21 protein-coding genes are annotated in these 22,073 nt (G+C 58.8%); 10 read left to right on the top strand and 11 right to left on the bottom strand.

Annotated elements, in window-relative coordinates; genetic code table 11:
- Window positions 1-22: 22 nt before the first annotated feature.
- Window positions 23-955, bottom strand: coding sequence for a LysR substrate-binding domain-containing protein (locus QM780_RS13360; protein WP_415070945.1), 933 nt, complete (start codon window positions 953-955; stop codon window positions 23-25).
- Window positions 956-1,095: 140 nt separating this feature from the next.
- On the opposite strand from QM780_RS13360, the gene QM780_RS13365 reads away from it, so the two are divergent.
- Window positions 1,096-2,085, top strand: a complete 990-nt coding sequence (locus QM780_RS13365; RefSeq protein WP_415070946.1) for an aldo/keto reductase — start codon at window positions 1,096-1,098, stop codon at window positions 2,083-2,085.
- Window positions 2,086-2,097: 12 nt separating this feature from the next.
- Here the strand turns inward: QM780_RS13365 and QM780_RS13370 are convergent, their stop codons facing one another.
- A complete protein-coding gene (locus tag QM780_RS13370) occupies window positions 2,098-3,507 on the bottom strand; it encodes a DUF6513 domain-containing protein (RefSeq protein ID WP_415070947.1) in 1,410 nt (469 codons plus the stop codon).
- A 140-nt stretch (window positions 3,508-3,647) separates the two neighbouring features.
- Between QM780_RS13370 and cobF the strand changes: the two genes are divergently transcribed.
- Window positions 3,648-4,406 (top strand): precorrin-6A synthase (deacetylating), encoded by a 759-nt coding sequence (gene cobF / locus QM780_RS13375; RefSeq protein ID WP_415070948.1) that lies wholly within the window; start codon window positions 3,648-3,650, stop codon window positions 4,404-4,406.
- Between the two features lie 106 nt (window positions 4,407-4,512).
- Here cobF and QM780_RS13380 read toward each other — a convergent pair whose 3' ends face one another.
- Complete coding sequence (locus QM780_RS13380; RefSeq protein ID WP_415070949.1) at window positions 4,513-5,430, bottom strand: LysR family transcriptional regulator; 918 nt, start codon at window positions 5,428-5,430, stop codon at window positions 4,513-4,515.
- A gap of 135 nt (window positions 5,431-5,565) precedes the next feature.
- Between QM780_RS13380 and wrbA the strand changes: the two genes are divergently transcribed.
- The 4 genes from wrbA (at window position 5,566) to QM780_RS13400 (ending at window position 8,522) form a co-directional block, all read left to right on the top strand.
- Window positions 5,566-6,165: an NAD(P)H:quinone oxidoreductase gene (wrbA, locus tag QM780_RS13385; protein WP_415070950.1), complete on the top strand. Its 600-nt coding sequence runs from the start codon at window positions 5,566-5,568 to the stop codon at window positions 6,163-6,165.
- A 132-nt stretch (window positions 6,166-6,297) separates the two neighbouring features.
- A complete protein-coding gene (locus QM780_RS13390; protein ID WP_415070951.1) occupies window positions 6,298-7,233 on the top strand; it encodes a ring-cleaving dioxygenase in 936 nt (311 codons plus the stop codon).
- Window positions 7,230-7,856, top strand: a complete 627-nt coding sequence (locus tag QM780_RS13395) for an alpha/beta hydrolase (protein ID WP_415070952.1) — start codon at window positions 7,230-7,232, stop codon at window positions 7,854-7,856. Before QM780_RS13390 ends, QM780_RS13395 begins: the two co-directional genes overlap by 4 nt.
- 21 nt (window positions 7,857-7,877) lie before the next feature.
- Window positions 7,878-8,522 carry a flavin reductase family protein gene (locus tag QM780_RS13400; RefSeq protein ID WP_415070953.1) on the top strand — a complete coding sequence of 215 codons (645 nt, stop codon included), beginning with the start codon at window positions 7,878-7,880 and terminating at the stop codon, window positions 8,520-8,522.
- Between the two features lie 48 nt (window positions 8,523-8,570).
- Here QM780_RS13400 and QM780_RS13405 read toward each other — a convergent pair whose 3' ends face one another.
- Both QM780_RS13405 and QM780_RS13410 read right to left on the bottom strand, forming a co-directional pair.
- The gene (locus QM780_RS13405) at window positions 8,571-9,098 is read right to left on the bottom strand and encodes a Dps family protein (RefSeq protein WP_415070954.1); all 528 of its coding nucleotides are present in this window, start codon (window positions 9,096-9,098) and stop codon (window positions 8,571-8,573) included.
- An 84-nt stretch (window positions 9,099-9,182) separates the two neighbouring features.
- On the bottom strand, window positions 9,183-9,581 hold the full coding sequence (locus QM780_RS13410; RefSeq protein WP_415070955.1) for a DUF302 domain-containing protein: 399 nt from the start codon (window positions 9,579-9,581) through the stop codon (window positions 9,183-9,185).
- Between the two features lie 196 nt (window positions 9,582-9,777).
- On the opposite strand from QM780_RS13410, the gene QM780_RS13415 reads away from it, so the two are divergent.
- Window positions 9,778-10,485: a DUF1275 family protein gene (locus QM780_RS13415; RefSeq protein WP_415070956.1), complete on the top strand. Its 708-nt coding sequence runs from the start codon at window positions 9,778-9,780 to the stop codon at window positions 10,483-10,485.
- Between the two features lie 32 nt (window positions 10,486-10,517).
- On the opposite strand, the gene QM780_RS13420 is transcribed toward QM780_RS13415, so the two are convergent.
- Window positions 10,518-11,105: a TetR/AcrR family transcriptional regulator gene (locus QM780_RS13420; RefSeq protein WP_415070957.1), complete on the bottom strand. Its 588-nt coding sequence runs from the start codon at window positions 11,103-11,105 to the stop codon at window positions 10,518-10,520.
- Between the two features lie 17 nt (window positions 11,106-11,122).
- Window positions 11,123-11,626, bottom strand: coding sequence for a PaaI family thioesterase (locus QM780_RS13425; RefSeq protein ID WP_415070958.1), 504 nt, complete (start codon window positions 11,624-11,626; stop codon window positions 11,123-11,125).
- Window positions 11,627-11,759: 133 nt separating this feature from the next.
- Between QM780_RS13425 and QM780_RS13430 the strand changes: the two genes are divergently transcribed.
- Window positions 11,760-12,950 carry an acetyl-CoA C-acyltransferase gene (locus tag QM780_RS13430; RefSeq protein ID WP_415070959.1) on the top strand — a complete coding sequence of 397 codons (1,191 nt, stop codon included), beginning with the start codon at window positions 11,760-11,762 and terminating at the stop codon, window positions 12,948-12,950.
- 33 nt (window positions 12,951-12,983) lie between these two features.
- Here the strand turns inward: QM780_RS13430 and QM780_RS13435 are convergent, their stop codons facing one another.
- The 4 genes from QM780_RS13435 to QM780_RS13450 form a co-directional block, all read right to left on the bottom strand.
- Window positions 12,984-14,963 (bottom strand): ABC transporter permease, encoded by a 1,980-nt coding sequence (locus QM780_RS13435; protein WP_415070960.1) that lies wholly within the window; start codon window positions 14,961-14,963, stop codon window positions 12,984-12,986.
- Window positions 14,960-16,048, bottom strand: a complete 1,089-nt coding sequence (locus tag QM780_RS13440; protein ID WP_415070961.1) for a quaternary amine ABC transporter ATP-binding protein — start codon at window positions 16,046-16,048, stop codon at window positions 14,960-14,962. The genes QM780_RS13435 and QM780_RS13440 overlap by 4 nt, the downstream gene beginning before the upstream one ends.
- A gap of 128 nt (window positions 16,049-16,176) precedes the next feature.
- Window positions 16,177-17,100, bottom strand: a complete 924-nt coding sequence (locus tag QM780_RS13445) for an ABC transporter substrate-binding protein (protein ID WP_415072042.1) — start codon at window positions 17,098-17,100, stop codon at window positions 16,177-16,179.
- A 264-nt stretch (window positions 17,101-17,364) separates the two neighbouring features.
- Complete coding sequence (locus tag QM780_RS13450) at window positions 17,365-18,081, bottom strand: type 1 glutamine amidotransferase (RefSeq protein WP_415070962.1); 717 nt, start codon at window positions 18,079-18,081, stop codon at window positions 17,365-17,367.
- A gap of 369 nt (window positions 18,082-18,450) precedes the next feature.
- Here QM780_RS13450 and QM780_RS13455 point away from each other — a divergent pair, with 369 nt between their 5' ends.
- Together QM780_RS13455 and QM780_RS13460 are read left to right on the top strand one after the other, a co-directional pair.
- On the top strand, window positions 18,451-20,133 hold the full coding sequence (locus QM780_RS13455; protein WP_415070963.1) for a CorA family divalent cation transporter: 1,683 nt from the start codon (window positions 18,451-18,453) through the stop codon (window positions 20,131-20,133).
- 84 nt (window positions 20,134-20,217) lie between these two features.
- Window positions 20,218-22,056, top strand: a complete 1,839-nt coding sequence (locus QM780_RS13460) for a nucleotide pyrophosphatase/phosphodiesterase family protein (RefSeq protein ID WP_415070964.1) — start codon at window positions 20,218-20,220, stop codon at window positions 22,054-22,056.
- The last annotated feature ends 17 nt before the right edge of the window (window positions 22,057-22,073 follow it).

Genomic DNA, 22,073 nt, shown 5'->3' on the forward strand with positions numbered 1-22,073 from the left:
GAGGCCGCGTGGCGCCGGTCGGTCAAACCGGCGCCAGCTCGGCATTTTCGGCGCGCGTCGGCACGTTATGACGGCGCAGAAACTCGATAACGGCGCGCACTGCGCTCGACATGTACCTCTGGCGCGGATAGGTGAGATACCAGCCGGGAAAAGGTGGCGAGAATTCTTCCAGCATGGGGACAAGCTGGCCGTTTGCAATGAGCGGAAGAACCGCTTGTTCCGCCCAGAAGGCGATTCCGACGCCCTGAACCGCGGCGCTGATGGCCAAATCGCTGCAGGAGACGGTGAGCGGACCGTTGACCGCTACAGACGTCCAATGGCCGTCCTTGAAGAATTCCCAGTTGTAGATTCCGTGGCGGCCGGCCCAACGCCAATTGATGCAGCGGTGCTTCTGAAGCTCTCCTGGATTTTTCGGCTTGCCGTATTTCGCGACATATTCGGGCGAGGCTACCGCGCACATCCTGAGGTCGTCGCCGAGCTTGATCGCGACCATGTCGTCGTCGAGCAATTCCCCGAGGCGAATGCCGATATCAAAGCCCTCTTCTACGAGATTGATAGTGGCATCGTCGACGATGATGTCGAGCATAATATCGGGATGGAATTTCGCGAATGCTCCCAAATGCGGGGCGATCAGCGATGATGCGGCTTTCCGCGGCGTGTGAAGGCGCACGGTTCCGACGGGCTCGTCACGCAAGTTTTGAATCTCGCGAACGGCTTCCTGCATTTCGTCAAGCGCAGGCTTGAAACGAACAAGGAGCCGCTGTCCCGCCTCCGTCAACGAGACGCTTCGTGTCGTGCGATTGAGCAGACGGAGACCGAGCCTTTTTTCCAGCTCCCGTATCGTCTGGCTCAACGTCGACGGTGAAATTCTGAGGTGAGCGGCTGCCCGCGCAAAATTGCCTTGCTCGGCAATGGTTACGAAGGCGCGTAGCTCGGCAAACTCGCTTCCGCGCATTATACACTCAAAGCCAAAGGGGGTATTCGTATACCCTATCATTATCTCAGGCCGGCACGATGATTAAATGTGGCCGATGTTCGCGGGCGCTACGGCGACGGCCCGATGAAAATTCCCATTTGCTTTCGAAAGGCGATGCCATGTTGGAGAAACGCAAGCTCGGCAGCCAGGGCCTTGAAGTTTCGGCGATCGGCCTCGGCTGCATGGGCATGAGCTACGCTTACGGCCATGCCGACGATGCGGAATCGATCGCGACCCTGCATCGGGCGATCGAACTCGGCTGCAATTTTCTGGATACTGCAGAAGCTTATGGGCCGTTCAAAAACGAGGAGCTGCTAGGGCGTGCGCTAAAAGGTAAGCGCGACGGGGTCGTGATCGCCACGAAGTTCGGGTTCACCTTCGGCGATAAGGGTATTTCAGGTTTGGATAGCCGGCCTGAGCACATTCGAGAAGTGGTCGACGCCTCATTGAAGCGGCTGCAGACTGACCATATAGATCTTCTGTACCAGCACCGCGTCGATCCTCAGGTGCCGATCGAAGACGTCGCCGATACCGTCAAAGGCTTAATTGCGGAAGGCAAGGTGCTTTACTTCGGGCTGTCGGAAGCAGGAGAAAAGACAATTCGCCGTGCGCATGCCGTTCAACCCGTCTCGGCGTTGCAGAGCGAATACTCGCTTTGGGAGCGGGGCATCGAAGAGCAAATCATGCCGGCGTTGTTCGAGCTTGGCATCGGCCTCGTCCCGTTCAGCCCGCTTGGGCGAGGTTTTCTCACCGGCAAAGCGAAACGCGCCGAGGATTACCCGCCCGACGATTATCGATCGCGAAACGATCCGCGCATCCAGGGTGCGAACTTTGACGCCAACATGAAGATCGCCGAGATCGCGAGAGAGATTGGCGGTGCGCATGGCGCTACACCCGGTCAAGTTGCGCTGGCGTGGCTGCTCCGTGTCAGCCCGCAAATCGTGCCGATTCCGGGTACGAAGAGGCGCGTCTTTCTCGAAGAGAACCTCGCCGCAGCAAATCTGGAACTCACAGCTGCGGAGGTCGAGAGGCTGCGTAACGCCGCGAGCGCGCACAGTGTTTCGGGCGCGCGCTACACCGAACGGATGATGTCGTATCTCGATGTCTAATGATTGGCCCGCTCAATCGGACTTCGAAGGTTTTTGCAGGGTTGAGCCTGCCTCCTTGAATTTCATCAGATGCGCGTCGTCGGCGGAACCTTTGGTCTCGGCGACGACGCCAAATTCCAACGGCTCATCTTGGGCATAACGCTTGCCCAGGCGATAAGCGATCTCGGCACGGGCGGTTTCTACGCCAAGATAGAACGCATGGCCCGGATCGGTGCCGACATGCAGATGTGGGAAGAGTTGAAAGGGATCATCGGACACGTGGTGACCGTCGCGATTATAGATGTGAATGCCGTCTTCGGCGACTTCGATGCGATAGTTGTGATCGCGGATCTCTGACGCGAGCGCCCTGATTTCCTCAGGAGTAGACGCAAATCCCTTTCGGTCACGGAGCGCCATCAGGCCGGAGCCAAATCCCTGCGGCAGCGCATTGGCCTTGCGCGCAGCGAAGTATTCGCGCCGGGCACGGTCGAATTCCTTGATCGCGGTGCGACAGTGCGGACTGACCTGAACAGCGAGCACTGCAGTGATGTGAAGCTCCGAACACATGCCCATCAGGATGGCGTTGATGCCTGTGGTGTCGGCGTCGGTCAGTTCGGTGACATTGCCGATACCCATCAGGATCGGGATATCGGGGCGGCGCTTGCGAAGATCGTAATAGCGCGCGACCGAGGCGGTGAAGCCGTAGTGGATCGGATCGAGAATCGGATCGGCATAGAACGGGCGACCCTTGGCGATCATGATGTCGATGACGCGATCGAGCGAATCCATGTCCGCTGCACCCGCGGAAATGAGAATTGGGGCTGCGGGACCTTCATCTACGATCGAGATCGTCTTCTCGGAAAGCGAAAAGAGATAATCGGCGCCGGCGCGCGTTGCACGCGATAGCTCTTCGGAATTGAAGGAATCAACGCTGACTTTAGCTCCATCGGCGTGGAGCGCGGCGATCGCCGCTTCGAGATGCGGGAAGGGACTATCGGGCAGACAACCGAGATCGATCACGTCGGCTCCATCGGCGCGATACTTGCGCGCGCGCTCGACGATCTGCTCCGGCGTCATCAGAGTTGCGTCGACGATCTCGCCGAAAATCTTAACGTCTTGCTCGGAAAGATCGATTTTTCGTGCCGCCTGGCCGAGGTATTGGGGAAGATCGGCGATTTCCTCAGGACCGCGCTCGAAGCGGGTGCCAAAATGATCGGAGAGGCGTTCGAGGTCGCCGCGGAAGCGGCCGGGCATGATCACGCGATCGATATGGTCTGGCAGTTTCAGACGCCGCTCGACGATCTCAGTCGTCATCAAGGCGGCAACCTTGACGCCGATATTGGCGACGACGGGGTCGAGATCGGCGTTGTTGAGCTCTTCGGCTACCCTCTTGACGCGGGGTTCAGCCAGAGAACCCGTCACCAACACAATGCGCTCGGCCATCGGCGGGCATTTCCTTTTTACGAATACGGCATCCGTGAATTGGCACCGAACGGCGCGCGGTGCAATGTCTCGCGCGCGCCCCATCGACAAATCGCGTTATTTACGGTTTCCGTCGCCCGTCAAATTGGAGAAGCCTTGGCATGAAGAAAGTTCTGCTCATCGGGATCGGCGCGGGAAACCCCGATTACGTGACGATGCAGGCCGTCAAGGCGCTCAACGCCACGGACGTCTTCTTCTTTCTGGACAAAGGCGAGGAGAAGCAAGATCTCGCCGACCTTCGGCGAACGATTTGCGAACGATACATCGAAGGCAAGTCTTATCGCATTGTCGAAGTTCCGGGACCTGTGCGGGACCAAAACGGTGACTACAAATCAGGGGTGCAGGCTTGGCATCGCAACAAGGCGAAAATCTTCGGTTCGCTGATAGCGGACGAGTTGCGCGATGGGGAAACCGGCGCATTTCTGGTTTGGGGCGATCCCTCGCTTTACGACAGCTCGATCCGCGTGATCGAGCAGGTTTTGGCCGAGGGCACTATATCGTTCGAGTACGAGGTTATTCCTGGCATCACGGCCGTCCAGGCGCTGGCGGCGGAGCACAAAATTGCATTGAACCCGATCGGCGAGCCCGTCCACATCACTACCGGCCGCAAGCTGCTTGAAGGGCTACCGAAGGGAGTCGATACCGCAGTTGTCATGCTCGACAACGGCTCCGGCCTTCGCGCACTGCTCGATGAGGATGTCGAGATTTTCTGGGGCGCGTATCTCGGCACACCCGATCAGATATTGGTTTCGGGAAAACTCAAAGAATGCGTCGACGCGATCGAAGAAGCACGGGCTGAGGAACGAGAGCGTAAGGGCTGGATCATGGACACCTACCTGCTTCGGCGCGCTCCGCGGTAGACGCCTTGCACTTGCTCCCTCTTGCGTCACCGCCGGGGAGGCGGCCACGACGGCAGGCGGAGACTCGCGTGGATGACCGCCTTCGCGGTCATGACGATACAAAGGGCTAATATTTGCCCTCAAAATCGTCCCATAGCGGCGACTTGCCGAAGCGATCTACGAGAAAATTAATAAACACGCGAGATTTTGCGGCCAAATAGCGATTGGGCGCGTAAAGCGCGTGGATGACAAGGTCAGCGGGGCGATTGTCCGGGAGGACGAGTTTCAGACGTCCCGCCGCGATGTCCCTGCCGACGATGAAGGTCGGCAGATTGGCGATGCCGATACCTTTGACTGCAGCGTCGCGAAGGGTGTCCCCGTTGTTCGACGACAGGCACGAGCCGATCGAAACGGACACAGGCTTGCCTTCGCTCGTCAGCGTCCAGCGTTGCATCGAGGTGGTATGGCCGTAGCTCAGGCAGCGATGATTGATGAGATCTGCGGGGGTTTCAGGCGAACCGTGTTTGTCGATATATGAGGGAGAGGCAACGAGTGCCAAGCGCGCTGCGGCGATACGGCGGGCGATGAGGCTCGAGTTGGTCGGCTGTCCAATGCGGACGGTGATATCGGCGCCTTCCTCGAGCGGATCGATGAACCTGTCGGTCAGCGTCAGTTCTACCTTCAGCTCATCATACCGGATCATAAAATCGGCGACGGCATTGCCAAGATAGAGCATGCCGAACGACATCGGCGCGTTGACCTTCAGGATGCCCTTCGGCTCGTCGTGGAGGCGGGAGACCTGGGCTTCCGTCTCCTCGATCTGAGACAGAATCGAGACGCAGCGCTCGTAATAGGCAAGGCCGGCTTCGGTGGGGGTAACGCGCCGCGTGGTGCGGTCAAGGAGACGCGCGCCAAGCCCTTGCTCAAGCTCCATGACGCCCTTGCTGACGGCCGAGCGGGTCAACCCGAGGCGCCGTGCCGCCTCGGCGTAGCTGCCCGTGGAGACGACCTTCACCAGGGCGCGCATGGCGTCTAGCTTGTCCATTTGTATCCAAATCGGAAACAGACTGATGAATCTATGATATATTGAGCGAATTTCGTCAACGATACATATTTATTCGCATCGGACGGCGGATGGGCCTCCGAGCAAAGCGAATTCAAGATGTCCTGGAGGCAGGCGATGACGAAAGTACTGGTTCTTTACTATTCGAGCTACGGCCACATCGAGAAAATGGCGGAGTCGGTCGCCGCGGGGGCGCGTGAAGCCGGCGCGGAGGTGACAATCAAGCGTGTCCCGGAACTGGTGCCGGAGGAGGTCGCGCGGAAATCGCATTTCAAGCTCGACCAGGCTGCGCCAATCGCAACGGTCGACGAGCTTCCTGATTATGATGCCATCATCATCGGCGTGCCGACCCGTTTCGGTAACATGCCGGCTCAGATGAAGAACTTCCTCGATCAAACCGGCGGGCTGTGGTTCGGCGGCAAGTTGATCGGCAAGGTTGGAAGCGTGTTCTCATCGACGGCCACGCAGCATGGCGGGCAGGAGAGCACAATCCTCTCGACCCAGATTGTTCTGCTCCACCATGGCATGGTGATCGCTGGTCTGCCCTATTCGTTCCAGGGGCAGATGGGCGTCAGCGAAGTGACAGGCGGTTCGCCCTACGGCGCGACAACGATCGCCAATGGCGACGGCTCGCGGCAGCCTTCCGCTAACGAACTTGCGGGCGCGCATTTCCAAGGCCGGCACGTTGCCCAGATTGCCGCCAAGCTCGCGGCTTAGACTTGCTTATACGGATCGTCGCTGAATTGGCGACGGTCCGCTTCCGGCGCTAAAGATTGAAGTGCCGTTCAGACGATCCACATAGCAGTTCAACACTCGGAAATCTCGTGCGAACGAGAGAAAGGACAAGCCATGTCTGGCATTCACCACATCACCGCGATTGCTGGCGATGCGTCCCGCAATCTCGATTTCTATACGCGCGTTCTTGGACTCCGGTTGGTGAAGAAGACCGTCAACTTCGACGATCCTGGCACCTATCACCTCTATTTCGGTGACGAGGTCGGAACGCCCGGTACGATCCTGACATTCTTCCCGTGGGCCCATACGCCGAAGGGACGGAACGGCGTCGGGCTCGCGCAGCAGACGATGTTCTGCGTACCGGAAAGCGCGATCGGCTACTGGGCGCATCGCTTCGTCGAGAAAGGCGTGCCGCATGAAGACATCGAAAAGCGTTTCGGACATTCGGTCCTAACGTTCACCGATCCGGACGGCATGAGCCTCGCTCTCGTTGGCGTGGCAGGCGCGGAAGCCGAAGCGGCTTGGACGGGCAGCGATGTGTCGGCGGAAAACGCCATTCGCGGCTTTTACGGCATTCGCCTGCTGCTCGAAGACGCCAAACGAACGGGTGCGATCCTGACCGACGTTCTCGGATTCACCGAGGGCGAAAGCGAAGGCTCAGTCACGCAGTTCGTCGCGAAAGGAACGAATAGCGGTGGCGTCGTCGAAATACGCGAGGCCAAAGGCTTCCTGGCGGGTCACATGGGCCGCGGCTCCGTCCATCACGTCGCATTCCGCGCGGCGACGGACGAAGAACAGGCGGAGATGCGCAAGAAGCTTGTCGAGAACCATCGCATCCATGCGACGGAACAGATGGATCGCAATTACTTCCGATCGATCTACTTCCGCGAGCCTGGCGGCGTGATCTTCGAGATCGCAACCGACCAGCCGGGGTTTGCGATCGATGAGCCGGTGGCCTCTTTGGGGCAGGCGCTCAAGCTGCCTGCATTCCTCGAAGGTCAGCGGAAAGAGATCGAGGCAATTCTGCAACCGTTGGAGCAGGCGGCATGACGACGATGAGTTCCAATATCGTTCGGGCGGGCGCACCTTTGGGTGCTGCCCGCGCGGCGGTCGTACTGGTCCACGGGCGCGGCGCCAGCGCCGAAGGCATGCTCGGACTGGCGGATGCGTTCGACGCGAGCGACATTGCTTACGTCGCACCGCAGGCACGATCGGGCAGCTGGTATCCGCAGTCCTTCATGGCCCCCATTGCGCAGAACGAGCCGTATCTGAGCAACGCCCTAACGACGCTTTCCGATACGGTTGCGAAGTTGGAGCGCCAGGGTATGCCGGCGGAGAAAATCGTCGTGCTGGGATTCTCTCAAGGCGCGTGTCTCGCCCTCGAGTTCGCGGCCAGGAATGCCCGCCGCTATGGCGGCATCGTGGGCTTGAGCGGCGGCTTGATCGGTCCCGACGGTACGCCTCGCGCTTATGCGGGCTCGCTGGAAGGGACGCCCGTGTTCCTCGGCTGCAGCGACGTCGACTTCCATATACCGCTGGTGCGGGTGAACGAGTCGGCGGCCGTTCTAAAGACGCTTGGCGCGAACGTGACGGAGATCATCTATCCCGGCATGGGTCACACCGTCGTGCAGGACGAAATTGATCACGTTAAAAGCATCCTCAAGACGCTTTGAGGACCTTGCTCAGGTGATGGAATGGAATTCGACTTCGAAACGCTTGCCGCGGACGATCGTTATAAGCTGTTGACCAGCACGATCGTGCCACGGCCCATCGCCTGGGTTTCCACGCTTTCGAAGAACGGCGTCCGCAATGCGGCGCCGTTCAGTTTTTTCAATGCGATGGGGAAGGCCCCGGCGCTGGTCGCGATCGGCATCATGGCCAACAGTGACGGCCGCATGAAGGACACGGCACGAAATATTCTCGACACCGGTGAATTCGTCGTCAATCTTGTGCCGCGGCTTGCTGCCGAGGCGATGAATCTGACGTCTGTCGATGCACCGGCCGATGTCGACGAATTGACGCTTGCGAAACTCGACACGCGACCCTCGCTCAAGGTGCGGCCAGCGCGGATCGCAATCAGTCCAGTTGCATTCGAATGCCGGCTTCATACTCCAATTCAATTTCCCAGCCAGCTGCTGGTGATCGGGGAGGTGGTGCAGGCGCACGTTGACGACAGCGTGATGCTCGACGCGTCGAGGCTCTATGTCGATACGCCAGCTATTTACCTGATAGGACGCATGCACGGGCGGGGAATTTACGCGACAACCGATTCCACGTTTGAAATGCCGCGTCCGGCACCATTCGTCGATCCACTGGAAACAGAAAAGGCGCGAGAGTGATTTCACTCCCGCGCCTCGAATAAATCGCGCCTTTTCCGGCCAATCGCCTCAGGCTCGATGGGGGATATCACGCGTCGATTCGAACAGGAACCATACGCGGCGTTCGGCTTCATCGATCCAGTTTTCGAGGAGGCTCGCGGTCGCCACGTCGCCATGTTCGTCGCAAAGATCATGGAGCTGGCGCAGTTCGTCGGCAAGCTGAAGATTATCGTCGCGAAGCTCAGCGAGCATGTCGTTCGGCGTTACAAAGTCGGCATCGTTATCCAGAATGCGCTTCTGGCTGTTGATCTGGCCGATCGAACGGATCGTCGTGCCACCAAGTTTGCGAGCGCGCTCAGCGATGTCATCTGTTGCCGCAAAGATCTGCTCGCTCTGCTCGTCGAGCAGCAGGTGATAATCGCGGAAATTCGGGCCCGACATGTGCCAGTGGAAGTTCTTCGTCTTGATGTAGAGCGCGAAGAAGTCCGCCAGAAGCGCCGACAATGCTCCCGAGATGTCTTTGATGGCGTTGTCGGAGAAGTGCGAAGGGGTATCGAGGGCAGCCTTGCGCCGGGACTTGGCAGTATCCGCTTTCATGTCTCTATGTTCCTTCATTTACGTTGCGGGGGGTGAACCTGACGGCAGTCGATCAGAAAGATCGAACCGCTGCTTTGATTGAAGTCATTGGGCGGCCTCCTCAGTAATGGTCTTGAGCAAGGACGCGATTTTCCCGACCGTGGTCTGTGCCACAAGAGTTAGCGCGTACCGGCTCGCGAGCCAATCTATACGCGGGTATGAAATCCAAGTTTTGGCGGTTTCGTCCTGCCAGACCAAAACCTTCAATGGCAGTTCCAGACCTATTGCCTGGTTGTCCTGCATCAGCAGCGTGCCGGTGGAAGGATTTCCGAAAAAGAGCACTTCAGTCGGGCGAAGTTCAAGGCCGACCTTGGCGGCGGCAGCAGCATGGTCGACCCGTGCCATGAGCGTCATGCCGTGGCCGGCGACCGCAGCGGCAAGCCGATCCGCTGTTTCTTTCGCGGGGTGGGAACTCGGGAGCGTGATCAGTCCTTCGACCATCATCCTGCAACGCTTCTTTCGACCCGCCGGACGGGCGCCACTGTTAACGCCGGGCGAGGTGTATTGTCCACCTTGTCCCGCCTAAATTCGTGCATTTAGAAAAATTGCGACAAATGCCACGGCTTAGGCCGGTATTCGATGACGGACACAAGGGCGTCGGTTATTCGTGTCAGGGCTTCAATATGGTTGCGAGGCGAGGATGACGCTACGCTATTTCACTTTACCGGCTGTGCCGACGATCTTGAGTGTTACCGCCGGTTATGTCGACACCGCGAGCTTTCTCGCATTGCATGGTCTTTTCACCTCGCACGTCACCGGCAACTTCGTGACGCTCGGCGCGTCATTGGTTCATGGCGCCTCGGATACCACAGCGAAGATTTTGGCACTTCCGCTCTTTTGTGTCGCCGTGTTCGCAACGCGCATTGCGCGGTTTCAAGTCGAGCAAAGCGGACTGCCGATTCTCGGCATCTGGCTCGCGACGCAGTTGGTACTAATGGCGATCGCCGGCGCACTCGCGTTGTGCTACGGGCCGTTCCCCGACGCGGACACCGCCCCGGCGATCTCTGTCGGCCTCATCCTGGTCGTCGCGATGGCCATCCAGAATGCGTTCCACCGCATTCATCTTTCCCAGTTTCCGCCGACGACCATCATGACCGGGACGACGACGCAGGCGATGCTTGATCTCGCCGATCTCTTTCACGGCGTTCCGGAGAATGAAAAGCTCGCGTTGCAGGCCAGGGTGACCAACCTCCTCAACGGCATCCTCGCTTTTGCTACTGGGTGCGCCGCGGCGGCGTTCATATATGCGTTCACAGCACAATGGGTGTTCGCCGGCGCGCCGATTCTGGCTGCGGCCACGATTGGCTTTTATATTCGCGAGAAAATGGCAGCGTCTAAACTGCAATAGAGTTTTGACGGGTTGCGGGAAGGTATCGCGGCCTATTCGTCCAGCATCGCCGAACGGACGGCTCGGATGATTTCCTCCGAGACAGGCGATCCCTTGGTCGATCGGGATAGCACGACCGCGCCGACCAGCATTGCAATTTGAGCAAGCGCGTCGTCGCGTGCCGCAGCCTTCTTTTTTCTCGACAGGAGTGGCGTCAGCCGCTCGACCATAGTGTTAAACCCAGCGACGAACGCCGATCGTATCTGACCTTTGGGATCCTCGCGCGCAATGTCCCCGCACATTGCGGCGGCAGGGCAGCCGAGACCGATCGCATCGCGATGGCTACGTGTCGTGTAACGTTTTATGAATTCCGTTCGCGCCGCTTTCTTGTCGACACCATTGCGTTCGTCGATGCCATCGTAAATGCCGCGCCGATCCTGGAACGCTCGTTCGCAGGCTTCCGCCACGAGCGCTTCCTTGGAATCAAAATGGCCGTAAAAGCCGCCGTGGGTCAGACCAGCCTCGGCCATCACAGCCGGAACGCTGACGCCGTCGATGCCGTGCTCAAGAAACAATTTCGATGCAGCGTTGAGGACATCTTCGCGATGTTGATCGGCTTCCTTGCGCGATACTCGCGGCATTCTCGTTCTCCTTTGGCCTAGGCTTGCGGCGGCACAACGTTTCGGTGCGCCATGACCAAGCAGGTCTCCGTCCCGTGAGCGACGAGGTTTTGGTCCGCGTCGAAGATTTTTCCCTCAGCACTCGCAATTCGGCCACCGAAACAGAGCAGGACGCCTTCGCAGCGCAGAGTGCCCGTGGATGCGAAGACAGGTCGTGCAAAATTGGCTTTGAGTTCCAGCGTCGTAAGCGTTTGTCCGGCAGGCAACATCGATTGAATAGCACATGCCATCGCCGTGTCGAGAAGCGTAGTGATCCATCCGCCGTGAACAGTGCCCATCGGATTATAGAATTGCTCAGACGGCGTTCCTTCGAAGACGACCCGGCCGGGGGAGACCTCGGTCGGCCGAATATCCGTGGTGGCGCTGAAAGGTGGCGCCACGAGCGTTCCATCTCGCATTGCAGCAATAAAATCGAGACCTGACATCGTTGCGGCGACCTCGGAAGGAACCAACCCGGTTACGATCGACTCTGCTGCTTTCATCCAATCATTCTCCGAGCGCGGACATTGAGGTGCGTCAACGCATGTCGTTGCGCAATCGTCCGGTTCTTCTTGCATTACGTACATCATATATTATGTCGGTCATCATAAATAGCCAAGGGCGGAGACTTTCATCATGGCCAGCGACCCAATTGTCATCGTGTCCGCAGTCCGAACCCCGTTGGGACGATTTTTGGGCGACCTTGCCCCGTTGCAGGCTTCGGAGCTCGGCGCTCACGCCATCCGGGCGGCTCTCGACCGCGCCCACCTTCCGCCGGAAAAGGTTGACGAGATTTTGTTCGGTAACGTGCTTATGGCCGGGCAAGGCCAGGCGCCTGCGCGTCAAGCAGCGCGCGCCGCAGGACTGCCGGACGCAACCGGCGCAACGACGATCAACAAGGTTTGCGGGTCGGGCATGAAAGCCACCTTCCTCGGCCACGACCTCTTAGCGGCGGGCTCGGCCGACGTCGTCGTTTCAGGCGGGATGGAATCCATGTCGAACGCGCCATATCTGCTGCCGAAAGCGCGGTCCGGGTTGCGCGCCGGTCATGCACAGGTGCTGGATCACATGCTGCTCGACGGTCTTGAGGACGCTTACGAAAAAGGCCGGAGCATGGGTGACTTCGGAGAAGCCACCGCAGAAGCATATCAATTCACGCGTGCCGATCAGGATGCATTCGCGATCGAAACACTGACCCGGGCTCGCGACGCAATTCAGTCGGGCGCTTTCAAGGCTGAGATCGCGCCGATCACGATCCTGTCGAAAGAGGGCGAAAAGGTCATTTCGAACGACGAAAACCCCCTCAAAGTTTCTCCTGACAAGGTGCCGAAGCTCAAGCCTGCGTTTCGGCCGAACGGAACGATCACGGCAGCAAGTTCTTCGGCAAATGCGGATGGCGCCGCGGCATTGGTGCTGACGCGTCGCTCGATCGCGGACCGAGAAGGTTTGCCGATTTTAGCGGAGATCCGCTCTCATGCGACGCATAGTCAGGAACCCGCGTGGTTCACGACAGCTCCGATCCCGGCGATCCGCAAGGTGCTCGCCAAAGCTGGCTGGGAGGCTCGCGACGTCGATCTTTACGAGATCAACGAAGCATTTGCAGCGGTCGCCATGGCCGCGCAGAAGGATCTTTCGATCCCGCGCGACAAGCTCAACGTCAATGGCGGCGCGTGTGCGCTCGGACATCCGATCGGCGCGACCGGCGCGCGGCTGATCGTGACGCTTCTTTACGCCATGGAGCGTCGAGGCGTGACGAAGGGCATTGCCTCGGCCTGTATCGGCGGAGGCGAAGCAACGGCGATCGCGATCGAGCGGACCGCTCACTAACGAGCCGTCCGCCCCGGTCGCGGCGAGGCCTTATCAAACGAGGCCAAGCCGCGACTGCAGTCTGTCGGTCGACGCCCGGAGCAAACGGTCGGTGACAATGCCGATAAAGGCGATTGCAAAGCCCGCGGTCAGGCCTCGGCCTGCATCTGCCTTCGCAAGTGCAATGAATACTTCCTGGCCGAGATCGCGCGTGCCGATCATGGCGCAGATGATGACCATGCTGAGCGCCAAGAGAACCGTCTGATTGATGCCGAGCATGATTTCCGGCAGCGCCAAAGGCAGCTGCACGCGCCAGAACATCTGGCGGGGCGTGCACCCCGAAACGGTCGCGGCTTCGATCAAGCTTTCGGGGATTTGCCGGATGCCATGGTTCGTATAGCGGATTGCCGGCACAATTGCGAAAAGGACCGTGGCAATCATGGCCGTCACGTCGCCGACGCGGAACAGCATGACGACCGGGATGATGAAGCAGAAGGACGGCAGGGTCTGCAACGTATCGAGGAGCGGTGTAATGAAAGCTGCGAAACGATCGCTGCGAGATGCGACGATACCAAGCGCGATGCCGAAGAGTGCTGCGATGATCGCCGACACTCCGCAGAGATAAAGCGTCGCCATCGATTTTTCCCAAAGCCCGGTGACGGCGCAGAACGATGTCATCAGGACCGTGAGTATCGCGAGGCGCGCTCCCGACAATCGATATCCGGCTAGCCCGACGAGAAGCACCATTCCGAGCCACGGAAAATCGACGAGAAAATCGCGGATCGGATTCAGGATATAGAGAAGCAGAAACGTCCGGAAGGCTTCGATGGCGTCGAAGAAGTGAATGTTGACCCAATCGACCGCTTCCTTCCAAAGCGGTGCCGTCGAGACCTTAATCGCGGCAGGAACAGCGGCGAAGGCAGGGACGAATGTGGCCAAGGCCGTCGTCACCGCCACAATGCCGAGGCCTAGCAGAAGCATCGGATTGCGCTGCGCGAAAGTCAGATCGTGATTGTGCGTCGCAGGCCGCTGGCGGGCTGCCGCCTGGCTCAGTCGATCGAGCACAATTGCGAGCGCGACGATCGCGAGACCCGCCTCCATGCCTTGTCCGATCTTCAATGCGCGCAGAGCGAGAAGCACATCGTAGCCGAGGCCGCCGGCGCCGATCATCGATGAGATGATGACCATGTTGAGCGCGAGCATGATCACCTGATTGACGCCGACCATGAGGGTCGCGCGTCCCGACGGCAACAACACCCGCCACAGCTTCTGGCGCGGCGTGCAGCCAACCATTTCGCCGAAGTCGTCAATCTCGTGTGGCACGCGCTTCAGCGCCAAAACCGTGGCGCGGACCATCGGCGGCATCGCGAACACAGCGGTTGCGAGCATGCCCGAGACCGGGCTGTTGCCGAACAGGAGCAGCATCGGAATAAGGTATGCGAACGTCGGCATCGTCTGCATCAAATCGAGCATCGGTTCGATGACTGATCGGTCGATGCTGGGCTTGCGGAACGCCAGAACGCCAAGGCCCAATCCGATGATCACGCAAAGCGGCACGCTGATCGCAATAAGCGCAAGCGTCAGCATCGCACTCGTCCACTGTCCGAAGAGCGCGATGTAGAGCATGCATCCGGCGGCAAGAGCCGAGAGCCGCCAGCCTCCAAATCGGTAGCCGGCGATTGCAAATGCTGCGCAAATACCGACCCACGACAGGCGCGGCAGCGTTACGGCATCGGGTCCAAAGCCGAACCTCCAACCCTTTGCAAGCAAGTTGATCGCCCATTGCAAAGGCACATTGAAGACGGCGGTAATGCCGCGCGTCAGCCACGTGAAATTAGACTTGAGCCACGCCATCGCGGCGGAGATCCAATCCGATATCGGAACAATTGCGCTCGAGGGATATTTCGCGGCCCAAGGCGCGACGCTCGGGATCAGATATAGGATTGCAACGATCGCAATTGCGCCGATCCACATGAGGGTCGGAGCGGAAACAGATGGGGTTCGTGCCGGCATACGCGTGTCCGCGACGGTCATGCGCGAGCCTCGCGCGAAGGATCGCGGTCGGCGAGAAGATCGATGACGTCGTCGGGCGTTACCTCTCCCAACGGTTTGCCGTCCGCGGCAGTGACCAGGAAGTTCTTGCGCGTGCCGACGATGCGGGCGGAAAACGTCGACACCTTGTCCGTTGCCAATACGGAGCCGCCGTAATCGGCAGATGGCGAAGTCGGCCGCATCAATCGCGCTGCCGACATGACCTTGGACCGCTGCACGTCGCGCGTAAACTCGGCGACATACTCGGTTGCGGGATGAAGAACGAGTTCCTCCGGCGTTCCGATCTGGATGATTTCTCCATCTTTCATGATGGCAACGCGGTCCGCCAAGCGGATGGCTTCATCGAAGTCATGCGTGATGAAGACGATGGTTTTCTTGAGAACGCTTTGAAGACGGAGCAGCTCGGCCTGCATCTCGCGGCGGATCAGCGGGTCGAGCGCGGAAAAGGGTTCATCGAGGAACCAGATCTCCGGTTCGACAGCGAGGCTGCGCGCGATGCCCACGCGCTGCTGCTGGCCGCCGGACAACTCGCGCGGATAAAACTGCTCGCGGCCGCCGAGACCGACGAGTTCGATGACCTTGCGAGCGCGCGCTTCACGCGTCTTGCGCTCGACGCCCTGTACCGACAGGGGGAAAGCAATGTTCTCCAGCACCGTCAAATGCGGAAGGAGCGCGAAATGCTGGAAGACCATTCCCATTCTGTGGCGCCGGATCTCGATCAACTCATCGGGCGAGGCTTTCAAAAGGTCGATGCCATCGAGTTCGATTGTTCCCCACGTCGGCTCGATCAGACGAGAAAGACAGCGAACAAGGGTCGACTTACCGGAGCCAGACAAGCCCATGACGATAAAATTCTCGCCGCGCTTCACTTCGAGAGACGCGTGCCGCACAGCTCCGACGAGCTTGGCTTTGCTCAGTTCTTCAGAGCTCGGCGCGCCGTTGTGCTTCGACATGAAGTGCTTGGCGCCGTCGCCGAAGACTTTCCAGACGTCTTTGCATAGCAGCTTGACCTGGCGATCGTCTTTGACAGGTTTGGCTTCATCGCGCAGAGGCGCTTGGGTATTCATCCTTGGTCGCTCCATTGCGCTATCGCGCGTCATGGACTGAAAATAAGCGGGAGCCGATAGCCATGGCGATGGCCGATCGGCTCCCGTCGAGTCTCACGTCATGATGCAAAGAAGGGCCAGCAAGTTTGCTATTTCGCCCATTCTTTCCATTTTGCTTCGTTGGCGTCGACCCAAGCGGCGGCAACGTCTTCGATCGACTTGCCTTCGAGATCAATTTGGCCGGACATCTTGTTCAGCTCGTCCGTGTCAATGGTGTAATTCTTCGCCACGTTGTACGCGACGGGCCACTTATCCTTGAGGCCCTTCCAAGAGTACTTCCAGATTTCGCCGTGCGGCTTGCCGCAATCGTATTTCTTGTCCGGATTCACGCCCCACTTGGGATCAGTGTAGCAAGCAGGCTCGTATTCGGGGAACTGGATCCATTCGCCCTTGTACTTGGCTGGCGCCCAGTGAGGCGAGTAGATCCAGAGAAGGATCGGTGCTTTGCGCTGATAAGCCGAATCCAGCTCGGCAAACATGGCGCCATCGGTGCCAGCGTGGACGACAACGAAGGGCAGACCGAGAGCTTCAACGCGCTCGTCGTCGAAACCTTCCCAAGTCACCGGGCCGCCGAGATACCGGCCTTTAGGCGCGGTGTCGGGCGTCGAGAAGGCTTCCGCGCACTTCGGATCCTTGAGCGCTTTCCAATCCGGCAAGCCAGGGCACTTTTCCTTCATGTATTCGGGAAACCACCATTCTTCCTTGGCTTTCGGGCCCAGCGCACCGAGCCGTTCCGTCTGGCCGGTGGCGTCGGAAGCCTTCATCGCTTCGCGCGCGGTCGTGTCCCAGTATTCGACGCCGATATCGATATCGCCGTTCGTCAGTCCGGTCGTCAGGCTCGAGAGATAGTCGGCCGTCGGGTATTCGACGTTGTATCCAAGCTTCGTCAGAATGCCGCCGAGGATCTTGGCGTTGAGGTTGACGCTCGTCCAATCGAACAGCGCGATCTTGATGGGATCGGTAAATTCTGGGGCGCCCGCCATGGCTTGGCTGAAAGTTGCGAGCGAGAGCATTGCCGCGCAAGTTCCACCGGCCAAAACTCGTTTGACGGCATCGTACATTGATAAGCCTCCAAGCCAACTTTGTTGAGGTCGACGTATCGAAATCGCTACGTCGAAACTTTCCTGTGAGTGATAATTTTTGAATTATGCTGCGAGTTCACGAAATCATTCAAGGCCAAATTCGCGGCAATTGGCGCAAATATAAGCAGCATCTTGGCGAACAATTGTTTCGCAATAACGCAAATGCGAGATCGCTTCGACGCTGCAAAGTTCTCGTCAGGCCCGGATAGCGCGCATGAAATTGCGATAGAAGCTTTCGGCGCCGGTCGCGAAATTCGCGGCAAATGGCTTCGCGGCTGCGGCCATGCGCGGCAGTGCACCATGGCCGTGCGTCCGCTCCAATGCCTCAGCATAAGCGGGTATTTTCCCCCAGTCGTCGATCGTGCTGTCTTCGACCTCGACATGGTATTGCATGCTCCAGGCAGTCTTGCCGACGCGCATCGCCTGACAGGGACAGATATCGGACTTCGCGAGGATGACAGCGTCGTCAGGCGGCTGCGCGACGCGAACGGAATGCCATTGCACCGCCTTGAACTCCGTCGGTAGCGTGGCAAACACCGGATCATTCTTGGCGGCCGGCGTCAATTCGACGTCGAGAATTCCAATTTCCGGCGGGCGCTGAGGACCGCAGGTCCCGCCCAATGCATCAGCGAGCAACTGATGACCGAGACAGAGCCCGACAAAGGGTCTTTCGAGATCGCGAACCCAGTGGCGGATCGCTCGCTTTTCATCGACGAGCCACGGATGGCCTTCGATGTCCCAGACATCCATCGGGCCGCCCATGACCCAAAGCGCATCGTAATTATCGAGCGGTGGTATCGCTTCGCCCGCGTCGAGTTCGACAGCGTCCCACGATATGCCATCGGCAGCGAAGAACTTGCGAAAGATGCCCGGATGTTCGCTTGCAACGTGCTGAAATACTAGAAAGCGCACGTCCTCCCCCTTTCGTGCTTGCCCAAAGACGCCTCACCATACCGGGAAGAAAAAAAGTTTCCCAGAAGCGGGGCGATTTTTGTGCCGGTTGGAGGCTGAGCTATATCGCTTCGTGAGATTCGATCGCTAGCGCTCGGAAACGAACTTGGCGCCTCAATTTCCTCAGAAAACGCGGATTTCATCAATAGATTCAGTTGTGTCGTACAACTGTCATGTCCTTCGGTGATGGTGCCGGCAGGCGCTCTTCGGACCATCGTTGGGCTCCCCGGCCGGTTCGTTTTTTCCGATAGGAAGAGCGGATCGTCGCGACCGCGATCGTCGAAGCGGCCCCGCCGCCGAGCGGCGTTCAAACAAAAATTCGGAGGTCCTATGCTTGATGACGTCCGCTCCGAAAATCCGCCTTGCGATCCGCTGAGTTCGCGCGCCGCATTTCCCGATACGCGCATCGGCCAGTTCCGGCAGATCCTGCTGTGGCCGGTGGAGCTTGTCCCGCTTCACCCAGAGGCCGCCGATCATAACTTTGCAGCCGTTCTCTCGAGCCTTGGAGCGGACAATCCGTGGAAGGTCGTCGACGATGAATTCACCGGCGATCCAAAGAATTTCCAGGAGCGGCACTACAATGAGTTTGTCACGTTCCTGCCGCCGGTACAGCGGTTTCTCTACGGCAGCAATCCGAGCAAGACCGTCGGCTCGGTCTCGTCCGAAAGCCCGGTGACGACTTTCCGGCGCACCGATATCGCAACATTGCGCGTCGTTCTTACGCCCGGCGCCAAGGCTATCGACCTCAAAGTCGAGCATATCGATCTCTATTTCTTCTTCGAAATCGACGTCGTGATCTTGGCGCTGGAGATCTCAACCAACGACATCGGCCTCGCCGATGTGCAGGATGTGATGTTCCGTCTGGGCCGAACGCACCCGGCATACTGGGAGAAGGGCACGGACGTCGCCGGTCATTGTCCGGCAAAGGTCGAATTCCTCTCGGAACAAAGCGTCGTCGTCGTCGCGTCAGATTACGAGGACCGCGACAGGTTTCTCACGCACGTCTGTGCGAAACGGGCGGCGCGTGTGGCGGCACATTGGCAATATCTGCTCTTTCCATTGGTTCCGCATCATTCCGATCTTCCAGGCATGCTGCGCTACAAGCAGCTCGAATATTACCGGATGCCGCAGATGGCCTTCATCGCCGTGCAGCCCGACAGCGAACTGACGCGCGCTGACTATGTCCGGCTTGCCTTTGCGTCAGGGCCGGGCAGCTGCCAGGAACTTCCATTTTCCGATCGCCATCTGGAAGATTTCGAGAAGCGCTATTGCTACGATCGATATTTCGGAAAACATAACGAAATCGAGTGGCCGCAGAGCCGTTACATGTCGTGCGGGCATGCGCTCGTCGTGACAGGAAGCGCCGAAAATCCTTTCTTCGTCGACCCCAATCATGGATGTCTCAACAGTTTCCGGCACGAGCACTTCCTCGTGTTCCTGATCGCGCATTTCCACAAGGCTTCGCTTTTGATGTTCTCCGATCGCCTGACGGCCGCCATGAGCCGGCTCGACGCGCACAGCAAAAGTGCCAGCATTGCGTTCCGCATGGCATCGCGGCGCGCCTTGCAGACATTTTTGCGGTTCACGCATCGCTATTGGTTCTATTCCGTCAGCAACCAGACGCAGGCTCATGATCTGTTTGCGCTGTGCCGCACGCATCTGGATATCGACCGGCTTTACAACGACATCCGGCAGGAAATCCAGGAGATGAGCGAGTTCCTGGAAAACGAGGCGATGCGGCGGCAGAACGACACGGTCACGCGGCTGACAGTAGTCACGACGCTTGGTCTCGTCGCGACGACCGTTACCGGCTTCCTCGGCATGAACCTTCTCGACTGGGCAAATCAATCGACGGAATGGCGCTTGCTGGCGTTCACTGCGGTACTCGTGCCGACAGTCATTCTGACACTCATCGCTGTTGCGAACTCGCGTGTGCTGTCGGACATTATGGAATCTCTTTCCGATGGGTCGGCGCGTTGGCTACCTCGCTTGCGACGCAAGCCGAAAATTTAGGCATGTGATGTCGGCCGAACGTCACTTAGCCCATGTACTTGCTTGCGTCATCGCATCTGAAACTCAACGGGGGCAACAGCGGCCATGGTGCTGAACAGGTATGTTTTGTGGGCCTTGGTCGTTGTTATCTTCGGTGATGCCGGCCCGGTGCTCGCCGACACGCAGAAACATAACGTCATCCTCTTCGTTCCAGACGGCTTGCGGCAAAAGCTCGTGACCCCCGATACGGCGCCGACATTTGCGGAGATCCGCGACAAAGGCGTCAACTTCATCAACAGCCACTCGCTGTTCCCAACCTTCACGATGCCAAATTCCAGCGGCATGGCGACCGGACATTATCTCGGCGATACCGGCGTTTTCGGCAACGTCCTCTATGCGGGCTTTCCGATAAAGACAGCGAAATCGGCGCGACTGAGCTTCATCGAGAACGACGGCATTCTCGGTGACATCGATGATCACTTCGCGGGGAATTTCATCGACGAAGAAACCATTCTGCATGTTGCGCATCGTACGGGATTCAATACAGCTGCCATCGGCAAAATCGGACCGACGCTGGTTTTCGATCACACTTCGCGAGGCGGAGGGGAAAGCGTCATCGTCGACGACGCGACGGGAACACCCGCCGGCATTCCGCTCGCTTCATGGGTGAGCGAGGGCCTCAAGACTCAAGGGTTGCCGGAAGAGACGCCTTCTCGGCTGACAAACAAGGACCATGGCGATTACAAGACGCCCGGGACCAAGGATGCAAATGTCGTCCAGCAAAGCTACTTCGCGCAGGTCCTGACGAGAGTCGTGCTTCCAAAATTCAAAACCGATGGGAAGCCATTCGTTATCGTGTTCTGGTCACGCGATCCGGACGGAACCCAGCACAACCAAGGAGACAGTTTCCTGAGATTGGAACCCGGCATCAACGGTCCGACGTCGCTGGCCGCCATCCGCAACGCGGATTCCAATCTTGCGACGATCCGACGGACTTTGGACCAACTCGGGCTTTCGGATACGACCAACATCATTATTTCATCTGATCACGGCTTCTCGACGATTTCGAAGCAAAGCCAGACAAGCCCAGCTGCGACGCGGAGTTATGCGAATGTCCCGCCGGCACTGCTGCCGCCCGGTTTTCTTGCGATCGATCTTGCAACCGCGCTCGCTCTGTCTCTTTACGATCCAGACAATGACAATGCGAAAGTCGAGACCGGCCAACATCCGGCTGACGGCAACGGCTATATCGGGGACGACGCGAACGCACCCAAGGTGATCGTCGCGGCGAACGGAGGTTCCGATCTCATCTATATCCCGGGCGGCGACCCGGTGCTGGCGCAGAAGACGGTCGACGCGCTGCATGCTCAGGACTACGTCAGCGGCATTTTCGTCGATGACGCTCTCGGCAGTTTTGCGGGCACGCTTCCGCTCAGCGCAATAAATCTCAAAGGCGCGGCGAAAATGTTGCGGCCCTCGATTGTCGTAAACTTCAAGAGCTTTTCGACAGGCTGTTCGGAGCCAACGATGTGCGCTGTCGAGGTCGCCGATACGGAGCTGCAGCAAGGCCAAGGCATGCACGGCAGTTTCAATCGCGGCGACACGCTCAACTTCATGGCTGCGTTCGGCCCGGATTTCAAACAGGGCTTCGTCGACGAGGCGCCTGCGAGCAACGCCGATATCGGCAAGACGATTGCAGCGATTCTTGGCATGCTGCCGGAAAGTCACGGCAAACTTGCCGGCCGGCCGCTTGTCGAAGCTTTTCCCAACGGCGCCATGCCGTCGTGGGAGCGCAAAACCCTGGTATCCGCGCCATCGGCGACGGGGCTGCGCACGATCCTCAACTATCAGGTTTCAGGCAACACGAAATACTTCGACGCCGCGGGCTTTCCGGGCCGAACTGTCGGGCTTGTGTCCGATACGAACACGGACCGGATCCAGTAGGCGAAGGTTCGAAGTCA

Source organism: Hyphomicrobium sp., assembly GCF_047600905.1.
Taxonomy (GTDB): domain Bacteria; phylum Pseudomonadota; class Alphaproteobacteria; order Rhizobiales; family Hyphomicrobiaceae; genus Hyphomicrobium_B.